The 14,890-nt window shown below is 61.3% G+C and carries 15 protein-coding genes; 11 read left to right on the top strand and 4 right to left on the bottom strand.

Going from position 1 to position 14,890, the window contains the following annotated elements; genetic code table 11:
* Positions 1-11 precede the first annotated feature (11 nt).
* Genes MLC70_RS04765 through MLC70_RS04755 form a run of 3 tightly spaced genes read left to right on the top strand, consistent with a single transcriptional unit; the run spans position 12 to position 2,422 of the window.
* Positions 12-461, top strand: coding sequence for a YcfL family putative periplasmic lipoprotein (locus tag MLC70_RS04765; protein WP_248181925.1), 450 nt, complete (start codon positions 12-14; stop codon positions 459-461).
* Positions 458-1,276: a hypothetical protein gene (locus tag MLC70_RS04760; RefSeq protein ID WP_248181924.1), complete on the top strand. Its 819-nt coding sequence runs from the start codon at positions 458-460 to the stop codon at positions 1,274-1,276. The genes MLC70_RS04765 and MLC70_RS04760 overlap by 4 nt, the downstream gene beginning before the upstream one ends.
* 18 nt (positions 1,277-1,294) lie before the next feature.
* Positions 1,295-2,422, top strand: a complete 1,128-nt coding sequence (locus MLC70_RS04755) for a S41 family peptidase (RefSeq protein ID WP_248181923.1) — start codon at positions 1,295-1,297, stop codon at positions 2,420-2,422.
* Here the strand turns inward: MLC70_RS04755 and MLC70_RS04750 are convergent.
* Positions 2,419-3,339 (bottom strand): 1-acylglycerol-3-phosphate O-acyltransferase, YihG family, encoded by a 921-nt coding sequence (locus tag MLC70_RS04750; protein ID WP_248181922.1) that lies wholly within the window; start codon positions 3,337-3,339, stop codon positions 2,419-2,421. The genes MLC70_RS04755 and MLC70_RS04750 overlap by 4 nt on opposite strands.
* Before the next feature lie 221 nt (positions 3,340-3,560).
* Here MLC70_RS04750 and MLC70_RS04745 point away from each other — a divergent pair, with 221 nt between their 5' ends.
* The 5 genes from MLC70_RS04745 to MLC70_RS04725 all read left to right on the top strand — a co-directional run bounded on the left by MLC70_RS04745 (position 3,561) and on the right by MLC70_RS04725 (position 9,132).
* Complete coding sequence (locus MLC70_RS04745; protein WP_248181921.1) at positions 3,561-4,712, top strand: alpha/beta fold hydrolase; 1,152 nt, start codon at positions 3,561-3,563, stop codon at positions 4,710-4,712.
* 94 nt (positions 4,713-4,806) lie between these two features.
* Positions 4,807-5,718, top strand: a complete 912-nt coding sequence (locus MLC70_RS04740) for a LysR family transcriptional regulator (protein ID WP_248181920.1) — start codon at positions 4,807-4,809, stop codon at positions 5,716-5,718.
* A gap of 141 nt (positions 5,719-5,859) precedes the next feature.
* On the top strand, positions 5,860-7,080 hold the full coding sequence (locus MLC70_RS04735) for a multidrug effflux MFS transporter (RefSeq protein ID WP_248181919.1): 1,221 nt from the start codon (positions 5,860-5,862) through the stop codon (positions 7,078-7,080).
* Between the two features lie 135 nt (positions 7,081-7,215).
* Positions 7,216-7,713 carry a thiol peroxidase gene (gene tpx, locus MLC70_RS04730; protein WP_248181918.1) on the top strand — a complete coding sequence of 166 codons (498 nt, stop codon included), beginning with the start codon at positions 7,216-7,218 and terminating at the stop codon, positions 7,711-7,713.
* Positions 7,714-7,851: 138 nt separating this feature from the next.
* Positions 7,852-9,132, top strand: a complete 1,281-nt coding sequence (locus MLC70_RS04725; protein ID WP_248181992.1) for an MATE family efflux transporter — start codon at positions 7,852-7,854, stop codon at positions 9,130-9,132.
* Here MLC70_RS04725 and MLC70_RS04720 read toward each other — a convergent pair.
* On the bottom strand, positions 9,118-9,543 hold the full coding sequence (locus tag MLC70_RS04720) for a thioesterase family protein (protein WP_248181917.1): 426 nt from the start codon (positions 9,541-9,543) through the stop codon (positions 9,118-9,120). The genes MLC70_RS04725 and MLC70_RS04720 overlap by 15 nt on opposite strands.
* A gap of 224 nt (positions 9,544-9,767) precedes the next feature.
* Between MLC70_RS04720 and MLC70_RS04715 the strand changes: the two genes are divergently transcribed.
* A complete protein-coding gene (locus tag MLC70_RS04715; RefSeq protein WP_248181916.1) occupies positions 9,768-11,408 on the top strand; it encodes an MBL fold metallo-hydrolase in 1,641 nt (546 codons plus the stop codon).
* Between the two features lie 36 nt (positions 11,409-11,444).
* Here MLC70_RS04715 and MLC70_RS04710 read toward each other — a convergent pair whose 3' ends face one another.
* Entirely contained in the window at positions 11,445-11,603 is a 159-nt protein-coding gene (locus tag MLC70_RS04710) for a YqaE/Pmp3 family membrane protein (RefSeq protein ID WP_248181915.1), read from the bottom strand.
* A 225-nt stretch (positions 11,604-11,828) separates the two neighbouring features.
* Here MLC70_RS04710 and MLC70_RS04705 point away from each other — a divergent pair, with 225 nt between their 5' ends.
* Together MLC70_RS04705 and MLC70_RS04700 are read left to right on the top strand one after the other, a co-directional pair.
* A complete protein-coding gene (locus MLC70_RS04705) occupies positions 11,829-13,145 on the top strand; it encodes a succinylglutamate desuccinylase/aspartoacylase family protein (protein WP_248181914.1) in 1,317 nt (438 codons plus the stop codon).
* A gap of 76 nt (positions 13,146-13,221) precedes the next feature.
* Complete coding sequence (locus MLC70_RS04700) at positions 13,222-14,178, top strand: DMT family transporter (RefSeq protein WP_248181913.1); 957 nt, start codon at positions 13,222-13,224, stop codon at positions 14,176-14,178.
* Between the two features lie 52 nt (positions 14,179-14,230).
* On the opposite strand, the gene MLC70_RS04695 is transcribed toward MLC70_RS04700, so the two are convergent.
* Complete coding sequence (locus MLC70_RS04695) at positions 14,231-14,842, bottom strand: PEP-CTERM sorting domain-containing protein (protein WP_248181912.1); 612 nt, start codon at positions 14,840-14,842, stop codon at positions 14,231-14,233.
* Between the last annotated feature and the right edge of the window lie 48 nt (positions 14,843-14,890).

The following is a 14,890-nucleotide window of genomic DNA, read 5'->3' as shown; positions in this document are numbered from 1 at the left end:
GGAGAACAACGATGATCCGCACACTGATTGCCATCACTGCCGCAACCACCCTGCTGGTGGCCGGCTGCACCTCTCTGCCCAGTGACTCCACGCGACTGGAAGGCCGCACCGCGCCGGTAGAATACAACACCGTGGTGTTTACCGACTACGATCTCAGCCGCACCTGGACGCAAGGCATTCTGGGCAGTGGCCAGACCTACCGCCTGTCGGTGGAGAACCATGGCCGGCGCCGCACCGAGACCGGCACCACCGAAGTGTATGCGGTGTTGCGCAACCACACCGACTTCGACTATCGCATCGAGGCGCGCACCCAGTTCTTCGATGAAGACGGCGTGCCCGTGGATGCCAAACCGGTCTGGCAGCGCAGCACCATTCCCGCCAACAGCGTCAGTGCCTACAAGACCCTGTCCACCGGCACACAGTCGCTGCAGTACCGGGTTGAAGTGCGGGAGCTTGAATGATGAAACGAGCCCTGATTGCCCTGCTGGCCGCCGGCCTGTTGCCGCTGGCCGCCCAGGCCGCCACTGACCATGCCGCCGCCCCGATGAAGGCGGCGCCCCAGAAACCGCTGACGTTGGATGATCTGCGCAATGAAGCCAACGCCTCCCAGCGTACCGAAACCGCGGAGGCCATCCTGCAGCGGTTCCGCGCCGGAGTCGGTAACGGCAATCCACGCATGGCGGTGTTCTGGAACCGTGCGTTCAACGATCAGGTCAGTGACTGGGCCAGTCAACGCCGGGTGGTGGTGTCGGGTCAGGGCAGCCTGCGGGGTGAGATTCCGGACGGCAAGGTCAATCTGGACGGCAAGTCCAACGCGGCGGCGCAAGTGGAAACCCGTTCCGGCCGGCGCAGTGCGCCGATGGCACCCGCGTTCGATCTCCAGACCGGCTTCGTTTCCCAGCTGACGCAAGCCGGCGTCACCGTCGTTGATCGTGATGCCATCCTGCGCATTACCGATAACGCTCTGGAGAATGGCGAATTCGCCCGCCTGTCACCGGATCAGGCCCGGCTGGAAATGCGCGCATTGAGCGAGCATGCGGATTATCTGATGGTGCTCAGCCAGGTCTCCGGCCGTGAGTTCCACGTTCACGTTCTGGACGTCACCGATGGCGCCATTCGCGCCATGGTCAATTCCAACGGCGTGCCGCCGGAAACCGACGAAGACCGCCGTTGGGTCGCCACGGACCGCGGCTTCGAGAAGCTGGAACGACAGGTGTCCCTGCGCGATGTGGGCCAGGAACTGGCGCTGCAGACGCTGGCTGCCATCAGTCAGTAAGCGGATCAGGAGAACAAAATGGCAGCATTTGTCTCACGCTCTTCAATCGCACTTTCGGCGATCGCCATCTGCGCAGGGCTGGTCAGTGGCTGCGCATCGGCCCCGACGCCGATGTCGTCCCCGAACCAGACCGGCGTCACGATGGCCCAGTTTATGGACAGCAGTCGCTGGGTGTGCACGCGCCAGACCTTCGCCGGCGAGACCATTACCATCCAGCCGCCCCGGGATCAGGTCACCGAAAGCACCGATGCCACAACCGCAGACTGGTATTGCAGTGGCGGCGGCTATTCTCCGGGGGCGGGCTTCGCAGTGCGGGAATTTCACGCCAATGTCACGGGCTACCCGGTTGCCGACACTGACCGTCCGGGCGACGGGTTGATCGGCGCCTCACTCCGTCAAGAGACCGGTCAATTCGTTGTTGACTACCTGACACCGGGTGGCGCTGCCGCTCAAAGCGGTGAACTGCAGGTCGGTGACCGGATCTTAGCAGTTGCTGAAACCGCCGGTGATGACCTTCGCAGTGCTGCAGGGCTGGAGTTGAGGCAGTTAGTCTGGCTGATCCGGGGCCAAGCGGGCAGTCAGGTCCAGCTCCAGGTGCAAGCACCCGGAGACGTTCACCCACGGGATGTCGTCCTCACGCGTGCACGGCCGGACAGCGATCAATTACTGGCGATCAAACAGCACCACGAGACAGCAAAGCAGGAACAACAGGCAGCTGCCTTGCGAAATCTGGTGCTGCCCGACAATTCCGGCGCCTACCTGAGCCCCTATACCAGTGACGGCGTTACCGCCGAGTGGGTGAATAAGGCCCTCAATGCCAACCTGGGCGCCACCGCGGGCAGTGCCATCGGTGGCGTAGCGGGTGCCTACGCCGCTAATAAGGCCCTGGAGTCGATCCCCTTTGCCGGTGTCTTCGGCGGCATGCTCGGAGCCGGAGCCGGTAAATCGATCGGGCGGAACACTGCCATCGAAGCGTCCGGAGGCTGGGATTTTATCCGCGCCACCTCCGATCAGAGTTTCCGGTCGCTGGCGGATATGGCCACTTATCTGCGCACCACCTATGGCACCGAGGCGTCGTTCAACGAGGTCATGGCTGCCGCCTCGCAGGTCTACCCGGAGCTGGCTGACGCCCTCGCGTCAAACTAGCGCCCGGCGCCTGGCTGATTGCCATCTTGCCCCAGCATGGCGGTCAGCCGCTGATCCTTGGCTCGCCATTGCTCCGCGAGCCAATCCTTCACGTTTCGGCGGTGCTCGGCGTCTGCCGAGTAATCGCGCCCCTTCAGGTGCTCCGGGATGGTGACCGTCTGAATCTCCATTTTCACTTCCGTCACCCGGCCACAGATGAAATCCCAGAAGGTGGGCGCGCCATCGGGGTAAGCGATGGTGACGTCCACCAGGGTCTGGATGGAGTCGCCCATGGCATCAAGCACAAACGCAACGCCGCCGGCCTTGGGGGAGAGCAAGTGGGTGTAGGGTGATTTCTGTTTGTCGTGCTTGGCCCGGGTAAACCGGGTGCCTTCCACGAAGTTCATCACGCTCACCGGGGTGTAGCGGAATTTTTCACAGGCGATGCGGGTGGCCTTGAGATCCTCGCCGCGCTTCTCCGGATGCTTGATCAGATATTCCCGGGTGTACCGTTTCATGAACGGGAAATCCAGCCCCCACCACGCCAGGCCAATCACCGGCACCCAGATCAGTTGCTGTTTCAGGAAGAACTTGAGGAATGGCGCACGGCGGTTGAACACCCGCTGCATGGCAAAAATGTCGACCCAGCTCTGGTGGTTGCTCAGCACCAGGTACCAGCTTTCCCGCTGCAGGTTCTCTGCCCCTCTCACATCCCAGCGGGTACCGTGGGTGAGCTTCATCCAGCCGGTGTTGCAGGCCACCCAGGATTCCGAGATCCAGATGATGACGCGGGTACAGAGCACACGGAAGCCTTTATGGGGAACCAGCAGTTTCAGTAGCGCCGGAATGTAGAGCAGCAGGCACCAGAACAGGGTATTGAGTCCCAGCAGGATGGAGTTGATAACACCGATAACGGGAGCGGGCAGGAAGCTGAGCATGGTGGTCCTGTTGTGGTTGTTGTGTCCAATGGGCAGCAATCATATCAACCACAGGCGTCATTGGGCAGTGGCCCGAAGTGACCGGCGTGCCACCGGAATGTGACAATTGTGCCATGGCTCATTGCCGACGGCAGCGGTAGCCTTCCGGCTCAGACTTCGGGGACCGGAGTCTGGTGATCAATGCATTTACAGCGAGCTTCAACTCCATCATGGACATGCCCATGCCAAACCTTTTCAAGTCTGCTGCTGACAGGGCGGCCGGTCTTACCCGGCAGACCGCGCTTTACGCGGGTAATGCCTTCGATCGCGTTTTCCGCGCCGCCAGCCTGGTTCAGGCCGGGCAGACACCGTTCGAGACGCTGTACACCGATGGCTTGGTCAGCCTGCGCTATTACCCGCCGCTGGCGGAGGATGCCATCGAGCTAGATGGCAAAACCATCGCGGTGGAGCACACCGCCCACAAAACGCCCATCGTGATTGTGCCGCCGCTGGCGGTGAACATGCTGATCTACGATCTGTTTCCACAACGCAGCCTGGTGCGTTTCCTGCGGGCGAAAGGCTTCGAGGTGTACCTGATTGACTGGGGCATGCCCACGCGCCAGCACAGTCACTACAACCTGCATACCTACGTGGCGGAGCTGCTGCCGGCGTACCTGAACCGGGTACGTGAACACAGCGGCGAGCAGGAGTTGTCGCTGCACGGCTGGAGCATGGGCGGCATGTTCACTCTGTTCTACTCGGCGCTGAGCGAGGATCAGCACATCCGCAACGCCGTGGTGCTGGGGCTGCCCATCGACAGCCACGCCTCCGGGCTGATGGGACTGATGTACCAGCGGGTGGCGGATGTGGCGGATTTTGTCCGCAAGCGCACCGGTTTTCGCATCCACGACGTCAAACCCCACTGGTTTCACACCCCCGGCTGGGCCAACACCATCGGCTTCAAGCTGACCAATCCGATCGGCAGTGTGATGGGCTATTGGGAGCTGATTGTGCGCCTGGGTGACCGGGAGTTTGTCACTAACCACGCCACTACATCGGCGTTTCTGGACCGGATGGTGGCTTACCCCGGCGGCATTATTCAGGACACGGTGGTGCGGATCTGGATCGACAACCAGTTGTCGAACGGTGAAATCCAGATTGGTGAGGACGTTGCCCGCCTCGGCAATGTGAATGCCAACTTACTGGCGATCGCCGGTCAGGAGGACACGCTGGCCACTCCGGGTGCCGCCAAGCGGGTGATGGACCACGTCAGTTCTGCCGACAAGACGTTCCGGGTGGTGCCCGGCGGACACATGGGAATTCTGGCGGGCAGCAAGGCGCCTTCGGAGAGCTGGCTGGAGTTGGCGGAGTGGCTGGCTGAGCGGTCTGACTGACGTTTTGCTGTTCCGGTCGGGGCCGGCAAAGCGTCTTCGAACGCAGGCAGGGAGAGGTAGGCGGCCCGGGTGGAAGTGGATTACACTTCGATCCATGAACAGCATCGATACATTGAATCTCGACACCCGATCCCTGACCACCTTCCTGGCGGTGCTCGATGAGGGCAGCGTGTCCCGCGCGGCGGTTCGCCTTGGCGTCAGTCAGTCGGCGGTGAGTCATACCCTGGACCGTTTGCGGCAGTCGCTGGGTGATCCGCTGTTTGTGAAATCCGGCCGCGGCATTGCGCCGACCCAATACGCACTGAGGGCGGGGCCCCATATCCGGCAGATTCTGGACGACCTGCAGTCGCTGTCCAGCGGCCCACTGTTTACCCCGGCCACGGCCGAGTTCACCTTCACCATCGCGGCCAACGATTATCAGCGCGATCTGCTGCTGCCGGGACTGCTCCGCACGCTGCGTCAGGAGGCGCCAGGGATTCGGCTGCAGGTGGTTCCTTCCGGCATTCCCACGGCTGACATGCTGCGCAAGGATGTCAGCGATCTGATCATCTCGCCTCACGCGCCGGAGGCCACGGACATCATGCAGCGGGGCCTGATGGCAGACCGGATGGTGGTGTTCTACGATCCGGACCACCGGGCGCCGCCGCAGGACATGGCGGATTACCTCAAGGCCGACCATGTGTCGCTGCTGTTCGCCACCGGCGAAAAGCCGGCCCTGGAAACGTCGCTGAACACCCGCGGGCTGACCCGGCGTAATGCGGTGACGGTGTCCAATTTCTCGGGCCTGCCGGAGTTCCTGCGTGGCACCGATATGCTGGCTACGGCGCCGGAGCGGATGAGTGATCATTTACTCCGCGGTTTTGCCTGGGTGCCCCTGCCTTTCGATTTCAAACCCTTCACCCTGCTGATGCTCTGGCACCGCCGCAATCAGAACGATCCCGCCCACCGCTGGCTCCGCAACCAGGTGAACGCCGTGGCCGCGACCATGAACGGCCTTCACGATTAATCAATCGATTTTGCTCATACGTTGTATGAGGGTTCCGGTTGTTATCTGACACCGGTTCCGGGCGTAGACTTCTCTGACTTCGAGTAGGTCGCAGGTAGTGGGGAGGGGCTTGCTCATCTTTATATACGATCGGGAAATTTCATGCTTGCGCTGACCAGCGTTTGGACAACCATATTACTCGCCGCCGCTGTGGCTCTGGGGCCGTTGGCGACCGATATGTATCTACCGGCCTTGCCACAGATTGGCGCCGATTTTGGCACCGGTACCGATCAGGTGCAACTGACACTGAGCCTTTACATGTTGGGCTTTGCCCTGGCGCAACTGGTTTGCGGTCCCCTGGCAGACCGCTTTGGCCGCAAGCCCATCATGATTGGCGGCTTTCTGCTGTTTGCCCTCGCCAGTATCGGCTGTGCCTTCGCGACCAACATCGAAACCCTGATGCTGTGCCGCTTCCTGCAGGCCCTCGGTGGATCAGCCGGACCCGTACTCGGCCGTGCCGCGATTCGTGACATCTACACGCCACGTGAAGCCGCTCGCATCATGGCGATTCTGGCCAGCATCATGGCGCTGGCGCCCGCCGTGGCGCCGACCATCGGCGGGTTTATGGTTTCCGGCCTTGGCTGGGCGTCTATCTTTGTGGCACTGGCCGGTTACGCGCTGGTCATGGCAGTGGTGGTGGCTTTCGGCATTCCCGAGCCCATGCGTGCGGAATACCGCCAGCCACTGCGGATGTGCAGTCTGATGCGCAACTATCGCACCATTGCCAGCGACCTCAGTTTCCTCGGGTATACCCTGACCAACGCGCTGATTTTCTCCGGCCTGTTCGCCTTCCTGTCGGGCTCGTCCTTCGCGCTGATCGATTTTCTCGGCGTTGAACCCGTGCATTTCGGGCTGTTCTTCGCCTGCATTGTGGTGGGCTACATTACCGGCAACCTCACCGCCGTCCGCCTCGGCAGCGGGCTGATGCCGGATCAGATCCTGGTGCGCGGCCTGACCATTGCCGTTGCCGGGGGCGCTGTCATGGCCGGCCTCGCGCTGGCTGAGGTCTACAGCGTTTGGGCCGTGATCCTGCCGCAGACCCTGTTCATGATCGGCGTAGGCATGGTGCTGCCCCAGACCATGGCCGGTGCCATGGCCAACTTCCCCCACATGGCCGGTTCCGCCTCCGCCCTGTTCGGCTTTACCCAGATGGCCATCGCCGCCGTGGCCGGGGTACTCGTCGGCCACCTGCACAACGGCACCTCACTGGTCATGGCGACCGTTATCGCAGCCTGTGCGGCCGCTGCATTGGCCAGTTACCTGCTGCTCGTTCAACGCCATCCGGCAGTGGGCTTCGAGCCCGAGTCGGTTTCAACGCGTTAGCCAGAGGGATGGGCTTGAGCGTGTTTTGGGAAGTGCTACCCTGGCCGACCTCTCCCGAACTTGAGGTGCAAAACAATCCATTCTGCGCTAAACAGAGTAGGCTAGTCAGAACAAACCAGACAACAGGAGCATTCCATGAGCAACGTTAACCTTGACGGCAATCCCATCGAAGTCAGCGGCACCTTCCCCAAGGTCGGCGACAACGCCCCCGCACTGACCCTGACCAACACCAGCCTGGAAGACGTCAAACTCGACGCCTACGCCGGCAAGCGCAAAATCCTGAACATCATCCCCAGCATCGATACCGGTGTGTGCGCCGCCTCCACCCGCAAATTCAATGAACAGGCCAGTAGCCTCGACAACACCGTGGTTCTGGTTGTCTCTGCGGACCTGCCATTTGCCGCGGGTCGCTTCTGCGGTGCCGAAGGCCTGAAAGAGGTGATTCCGCTGTCCAGCTTCCGCAACTACAGTTTCCAGCAGGACTACGGCGTGGCCATCCAGAGCGGACCACTGGCCGGACTGTGCGCACGGGCGGTGATCGTCCTGGATGAGAGCGACAAGGTTCTGCACAGCGAATTGGTTGACGACATCAAGCACGAGCCGGACTACGACGCGGCGCTGAAGGCACTCTGATATTGGCCTGATCCTGTAGACTGTCGGGTTACGCTGCGCTGACCCGACCTACGGCGCCCTTCACGTTCCGATTCGAGCACCTGTCAACCAGTGAGTAACGCACCCGACACCCCCTCCCTTGCCCGCCAGCTCTTCACCATGACCTGGCCCATGTTGTTCGGGGTGCTCTCACTGATGACCTTCCAGTTGGCCGACAGCGTGTTTGTCGGCCAGCTTGGTCGTGATCCGCTGGCCGCCCTCGGCTTTACCGTGCCCATGCAACAGCTGGTCAGCGGTATGTACGTGGGTCTCGGCATTGCCACCACCGCCATTATCTCCCGCACCCTTGGTCAGGGTGATGACCTGCGCGCCCAGCGGCTGGGCGGTCTGGTGATCACGGTGGGTGCCAGTCTCGCGTTGTTGTTGTGTGCCTCGGTGTGGCTGTTGCAGGGCCCTATTCTGAACCTGCTGGGCGCGGAAGCCGCCCTGCGGCCGGTGATCAACCAATACTGGGCGCCCTGGCTGGTATCGGCGTGGACCGGCGCCATGCTCTATTTCGGATACAGCGTGTGCCGCTCCCACGGCGACACCCGTTTGCCCGGCTACCTGATGATCGCCACCAGCCTGCTCAACATTGCCCTTGATCCGTTGTATATCTTTGTCTTTGACTGGGGCCTGCCGGGGGCGGCCTGGGCAACCATTACCGCCTTCGGCATCGGCGCGCTGATCATTTACCCGGCGCTGCTAAAGCGACACTGGATCAGCTTTGAGCTGCGCCAGCTGAATCTGCTCAACACCCTGAAGCAGCTCAACGGCATCATGGCACCCGCCATGGTCAGTCAACTGATGCCGCCGGCGGCGGCCATGCTGGCCACTGCATTGGTGGCAGGATTCGGCTCGGCGGCGGTGGCTGCCTGGGGACTGGGCACGCGGCTCGAGTTTTTCTCGATTGTGGTGGTACTGGCGCTGACCATGTCGATGCCGCCGATGATCGGGCGCATGCTGGGCGCCGGTGACATTGGCCAGATCCGCACGCTGGTGCGGCTGGCGGTGCGCTTTGTGGTGGCCTGGCAGCTGGCCATCGGACTGATCTGGGTACTGGCCTCCGGGCTGGTGGCGCAACTGTTCACCAGCGACGCCGAGGTGCAAGAGGTGTTGGGTAACTATCTGGTGCGGGTGCCGCTGAGTTACAGCGGGCTGGGGGTGTGCATGCTGATGGTGTCGGTGTGCAATGCCCTGGGGCTGTCGCTGCGGGCACTGCTGGTATCCACGCTGCGACTGTTCGTGTGTTTTCTGCCGCTGCTGTGGGTCGGGGCCCGGCTGGGCGATCTGACCGGACTGATGAGCGGCGCGCTGCTGGGCAATCTGCTGGCCGGCACCATGGCCTATACCTTCTATCGTGCCGGCATGGCCAAACTGCAGCGCTCAGTCAAAGCGTGAGCGGAACGCCTCCGGCATCGGCACCACGGTCTTGCGCTGGTAATTGAAGAACACAAAACCGTACTTGGCCAGAGCCACCGGCTGCCCGCTGTCGGCTTTGCTTACACGGAACACGAAATCGCCACCGTACTTGTTGAAGTCCATCAGCCCCACTTCAAACCGCAGCATTTCCGGGAAGAAGGATTCCGACTGGTACATGGTGGCCAGGTCCGTCACGATAATACCCACACCGTTCTGGTCGGCCTCCTGGATACCGTACTTCACCAGAAACTGGGCCCGCGCTTCGGAGAGCATGGAAATCAGTGCGTCGTTTCCCAGATGGTTGGCGCCATTGATGTCGGTGATGCGGACGGGCATCCGGGTTTCAAAACAAAACACGTCGTCCGGGAATGAAAGCTTTATACGAGCCAAGGTCGGGTACCTGTTTCTGTGCGAGTGCGAGTGCGAGTTCGGGTGAGAGCGGAATCATACGCTCTTGGACTTTAGTGGTCATCTCGGGACGCTCTGCCAGAAATGGGTTATCTTGCGTTTGAACTCATGCGCCTTTTGACTTGGAGGTGGTGAGGGCAGGAAAGGACTTTCCTACCCTCGTTCTAACCTTGTCAGCGCACTCAAGAATTAACAACGGAACGTCTATGGATATTCGCCCTGCTGCCACACTGGTTCTGACACGCGACACCACAGAAGGTCTGCAGGTGCTGCTGCTTCAACGTACCTGGGATGCGGTGTTCCTGCCTGGCTATTACGTGTTTCCGGGCGGTGCCGTGGATCAGCAGGAACCGTTGGCGCGGGAACATGCTCTGGGGCCGGCGGATGCGCAGATCAGTCAGACCCTGAGTCTGGATGAGGGCGGTGCGGATTACATGCTGGCCGCGGTGCGGGAGTGTTTCGAGGAGGCCGGGATTCTGCTGGCGGTGGACGCAGACGGGGCCACCATCGGTGGCCACCACCCAGTACACAAAGAGCGCCAAGCGCTGTTCGCCGGTGAGCGGTCACTGGCGCAGTTGTGTGCTCAGCACGAATTGGCCATTCCGCTGGATCGGCTGGCCTATCTGGGGCACTGGATCACGCCGCCGGGACCGCCACGGAGGTTCGATACCCGGTTTTTCGTGACCGTGGCGCCCGCAGACCAGACCGCCTGCCATGATGGCGTGGAGACCATCGATCATGTGTGGATGAGTCCGGCCGATGCGTTGGCAGAGCACCGCGACGGCAAGCGTTTGCTAGGGCTGCCAACGATCCGCACGTTGCGGATACTCAGCAGTTTCGAGTCCACCGAAGCGGTCATGCGCTATGCCCACGCCAACCCACCAGAGCCGTTCCCCGATCAGCCCTGGCCGGCGCTGAAAAAAGGCCAGCAGGTCATGCTGGAGCCGGGTTCGCCGGCTTATGACGAAGCTGCAAAACTGGATCCGGAGGGGGAGGGCTCGACCCACGCGGAGATCGTGCCGGGGCAGCCGGTGGAAGTGGCGGCCGGGGTGATCCGCTTAACAGCGCCGAACCCCGGGATGATGACCGGGCCCGGCACCAACACTTATCTGATCGGTCATGAGCGGTTCACCGTGCTGGATCCCGGTCCGGACCATGCGGCTCATATCGAGCGCATTCTGGAACTGACCGGCGGGGTCATTGATCAGGTGGTGGTAACCCACACCCATCTGGATCATTCGCCGGCCACAGCGGCGCTGAAAGCCCGTACCGACTGCCGGGTGTTCGGGCTGTCGGCACCCGCGGGGGCGTCTCAGGACCAAACGTTTGCACCCGATGACCAACCGGAACACGGTGATCTCATCGTCACCGAGGCCGGCATCCTGAAGACCCTTCATACCCCGGGTCACGCATCGAATCACATCTGCTATTTACTGCTGGATCAGCAACTGCTGTTTTCCGGCGATCACATCATGCAAGGCTCCACGGTGGTGATCAATCCAACCGACGGAGATATGAAAGCGTATCTGGAAGCGCTGTACGACCTGCTGGCGGAATCCATTCGTTTCATTGCACCGGCCCACGGCTTTCTGATGGGACATCCGGAGGCGGTGATCGACTACCTGATCACCCATCGTCTGGCGCGGGAGCACAAAGTAGCCAAGGCTCTGGCGCAGCTTGCGCCAGTGACCCTGAAAGATCTGACGGCGGTGGCCTACGACGACGTGCCGGCGGCGATTCACGGCCTTGCCGCCCGCTCGGCACTGGCCCATCTGGTGAAACTGAAGGCGGATGGCAAAGCCCGGGAGAAGAACAGTGTCTGGTCGGTGACCGGAGAGAACCTCTGACTGAGCCCGGGGCGTACCCGGGCTGGTCGCTGTCGCCTATTTTTTGGCGATGATATAGACCGCGTGCACAATGCCGGGAATGTAGCCGAGAAGGGTCAACAGGATGTTGATCCAGAAATGCTTACCAATACCTACCTGTAGAAACACGCCTAACGGCGGTAACAAAATCGCAACCAGAATTCGCAAAAGATCCATACAGTTCACTCCCTTCAGCACGTATAAATGTCACAGGAACGTAAAACGGCGCCTGTAGATGTATGTATTACGCCATTTTGCGGAAATAAACAAAGACTTCATGAAGGTGGCATTAAACCTTTGTCACAGCCGTATTCATGTTCGCAGGGGCGCTTTATCCTAGTGACCGTTTACGATGCCGGTTCCGGGAATGTGCCCTGACTGGCTGACGATCTGTGAGGAATTATGCTGTTTAACCGGTTCAACAACCTGTCATACACCCTACTGGCTGGCACTCTGACTGCAGCGGCGCTGACTGCCGCCCAGCCAGCGCTGGCTGACCAGGAAATCAGCGACAGGGAGGTGCTGGTTGCCGAACTGGCTGAGGATGAAAGCGTCGAAGACGTAGAAAATTCTCTGCCGCTGCGGGAGGCGACACCCAGGGCGGCACGCAAAAACCCCTCACAGGACGAACCGCCGGAAGGCGCCAACACAGACGAGCCGGCCAAGGTGGCTCCCGACATCGATCTCAAAGACATCGCAACTGTACCGGAACCGCCAGGCGAGGCAGCAGAAGCAACCGACGCTCCGGTACCGGAGCAGGCCACCGCCTTTGCGGTGCTGGGCTCCGAAGTCCGGCCCGGCACGTCGACCCGGCTGTCCTGGTCACCGAATATCCAGATCGCCGGCCTGTCCCAGCCCACCCCCGTGCTGGTGGTCAATGGCGTCAACCCCGGCCCCACCCTGTGCCTGACCGCCGCCGTTCATGGGGACGAGCTCAACGGTATCGAGATTGTGCGCCGCACGGTGTACGACCTCAATCCGGAAAAACTGTCCGGACGGGTCGTCGGTATTCCCATCGTCAACCTGCCGGGATTCCAGCAGGCCACCCGCTACCTGCCGGATCGTCGGGATCTCAATCGCCATTTCCCAGGTAGCCCGGACGGCAGCCTGGCAGATCGTATCGCGTACTCGCTGTTCGAGAACGTGATTCGCAAATGCGACATGCTGGTGGATATCCACACCGGTTCCCAGAAACGGACCAACCTGCCGCAACTTCGCGCGGACATGAACAACCCGGACGTGGCCGCATTCACCCGTGGCTTTGATCGCATGGCGGTCGTGCACAGCACCGGATCGTCCGGCATGCTGCGCACCGCCGCCGTCGACGCCGGCATCCGCACCGTGACCATGGAAGCCGGTGAATCTCACCGCATCCAGGAGCATCAGATCGATGCCGGTGTGAACAGCCTCACCAGCCTGCTGGACAAGGAAGGCATGATTTCGCGGATGTTTGTCTGGGGTGACCCCGAGCCGGTCTACTACGACTCCAACTGGGTGCGAGTGCCGAACGGCGGCATTCTGTTCAGCGAGGTGGATCTTGGCGCCCGGGTCAGCGAAGGCGAAGTGCTGGGCTATGTGGCAGACCCCATCACCAACGCCCAGCATCCGATACGCGCCATCAGTGACGGGCGCATCATCGGGATGGCGGTGGACCAGGTGGTGATGGCCGGTTTTGCCGCCTACCACGTTGGTACGGAGGCAGAAGTGCCCGGCGAGTAGTATGCTATCGGCTTCCGACGTGTTCCGGGCTCGCACCCCGGGGCACGAACGCCGCAACAGGAGCCGAACTACTCATATGGCACCCATGCAATCGTCAAAGTCGTTATGGCTGGCCTACGCGGGCCTGGTGCTGACCCCGCTGTTCTGGGCCGGTAACGCCGTCGTTGCCAAGGGCACCATTGAGAGTATCCCGCCTCTGTCCATGTCGTTCTGGCGCTGGGTCATTGCGCTGACGGTTTTGCTGCCTTTCGGTCTGCCCGGCATGCTGCGCCACCGCCGGGTCATCCGGCAGTATCTGGGGTCCATGGTGGCACTGGCTACCTTCAGCGTGGCGGCGTTCAACTCCCTGCTGTACTACGCCGCCATCACCACCACAGCCACCAACATCGCGTTGATCAACGCCACCATTCCCATTTTTATCGCGTTGCTGGCCTGGTTGCTGCTCGGTGACCGCACCCGGCCCGTGCAGGTGCTGGGGATCGCGCTGGCGGTGCTGGGTATCCTCACCGTGGTCGCCCGCGGCCGGTTTTCCGTGCTGCTGAACCTGGAAGCCCAGCCCGGTGATCTGATCATGGTGGCCGCCGTGGCCAGCTGGGGCCTGTTCTCGGTTCTGCTGCGGCGCCAGGCAGTGCCACTGCCGGCGCTGACGTTTCTGACCACCCAGATAGCCCTGGGCACACTGATCATTCTGCCGTTCTATCTGGTCGAGTTGCTGGTGTTCAAAGGCGGCTTTGAGCTCGGCCAGGCCACCCTCATGCCACTGCTGTATTTCGCGTTTTTCCCCGGCATTCTTGCCTATGCCTTCTGGAACTTCGGTGTACACCGGATCGGACCGGCGCGGGCCGCCATGTTCATGTATCTGACCCCGGTATTTGCCTCCGTCATGGCCGGCCTGTTTCTGGACGAACGGCTGGGGCTTTTCCACATCGTGGGTGGTCTGCTGATTCTTGCCGGGTTGTATCTGGCCACCCTTGCGGGCAAACCAACAGCGGCAGCGAACGCCCACACACCGCAGCAAGCTCCCGACCGCTAAAACAACAAAACCCGGGGTGTGACCCGGGTTTCGCGCAGTTCCAGAACAGGGATCAGACGGTGCGGCGACGAGCTCTCACACCCAGCCCCAGCAAACCCAACCCCAGCAGAGCCAGCGTTCCCGGCTCCGGGACGGACGCAGCGTCGGTGATCAGCTCAATTTTCGCCTTCACCTTGGCGCCGTGTTTCCAGCCGTCTGCAGTGCCCCACAGATAGCCCTCATTGAACATGGCGTCGTAGAGAGTCACTCTCATCAGACCGCCATCGCCGAAGGCCAGATCCAGGGCGCTATCCCAGGTCAGCATGCCGGCCTGATAGCTGCCAAAGAAGCCGCCTTTGATGCCAACCGTGTCACCGGTGACAGAACCTGACAGCGCGTCCGGCGAGGTGAAATTGAAGTCCACGGAAATGTCTTTCGCGACCTGATCATCACCGTTTACCGCCGACTCATCGGTCCAGATCCGGAAAAGAGTGAAATACTCACTCTCACCTGCATCCAGTTCAAAAGCGAACGGATTTGCCGCTATATCAGTGGAGTCCACCACCAATCCGGGATCTGCTCCATGCAGATTCACCTGATAGCTGGCAGATATCAGCGCTGCACTTGCCAGCGTTGGTAAAAACAGAACCACAGCCAACAACGTGGCCAGTGTCGATTTTGGCATGCTTGCCTCCCTGGGTTATCCCCGTATTCCGTTAATGAATACTGCTCC

The organism is Marinobacter goseongensis, assembly GCF_023156235.1.
GTDB classification, from domain to species: domain Bacteria; phylum Pseudomonadota; class Gammaproteobacteria; order Pseudomonadales; family Oleiphilaceae; genus Marinobacter; species Marinobacter goseongensis.
Note: the sequence above shows the minus strand (reverse complement) of the source record. Positions and strands in the feature narration are given on the sequence as shown.

Bases quoted from the DNA above. Each gene is read 5' to 3' on its own strand.
- MLC70_RS04735 (WP_248181919.1), top strand. From the start codon at position 5,860: ATGCTTGCGCTGACCAGCGTTTGGACAACCATATTACTCGCCGCCGCT.
- MLC70_RS04715 (WP_248181916.1), top strand. From the start codon at position 9,768: ATGGATATTCGCCCTGCTGCCACACTGGTTCTGACACGCGACACCACA.
- MLC70_RS04725 (WP_248181992.1), top strand. From the start codon at position 7,852: ATGACCTGGCCCATGTTGTTCGGGGTGCTCTCACTGATGACCTTCCAG.
- MLC70_RS04755 (WP_248181923.1), top strand. From the start codon at position 1,295: ATGGCAGCATTTGTCTCACGCTCTTCAATCGCACTTTCGGCGATCGCC.
- MLC70_RS04740 (WP_248181920.1), top strand. From the start codon at position 4,807: ATGAACAGCATCGATACATTGAATCTCGACACCCGATCCCTGACCACC.
- MLC70_RS04710 (WP_248181915.1), bottom strand. From the start codon at position 11,603: ATGGATCTTTTGCGAATTCTGGTTGCGATTTTGTTACCGCCGTTAGGC.
- tpx (WP_248181918.1), top strand. From the start codon at position 7,216: ATGAGCAACGTTAACCTTGACGGCAATCCCATCGAAGTCAGCGGCACC.
- MLC70_RS04760 (WP_248181924.1), top strand. From the start codon at position 458: ATGATGAAACGAGCCCTGATTGCCCTGCTGGCCGCCGGCCTGTTGCCG.
- MLC70_RS04695 (WP_248181912.1), bottom strand. From the start codon at position 14,842: ATGCCAAAATCGACACTGGCCACGTTGTTGGCTGTGGTTCTGTTTTTA.
- MLC70_RS04750 (WP_248181922.1), bottom strand. From the start codon at position 3,339: ATGCTCAGCTTCCTGCCCGCTCCCGTTATCGGTGTTATCAACTCCATC.
- MLC70_RS04705 (WP_248181914.1), top strand. From the start codon at position 11,829: ATGCTGTTTAACCGGTTCAACAACCTGTCATACACCCTACTGGCTGGC.
- MLC70_RS04745 (WP_248181921.1), top strand. From the start codon at position 3,561: ATGCCAAACCTTTTCAAGTCTGCTGCTGACAGGGCGGCCGGTCTTACC.
- MLC70_RS04700 (WP_248181913.1), top strand. From the start codon at position 13,222: ATGGCACCCATGCAATCGTCAAAGTCGTTATGGCTGGCCTACGCGGGC.
- MLC70_RS04765 (WP_248181925.1), top strand. From the start codon at position 12: ATGATCCGCACACTGATTGCCATCACTGCCGCAACCACCCTGCTGGTG.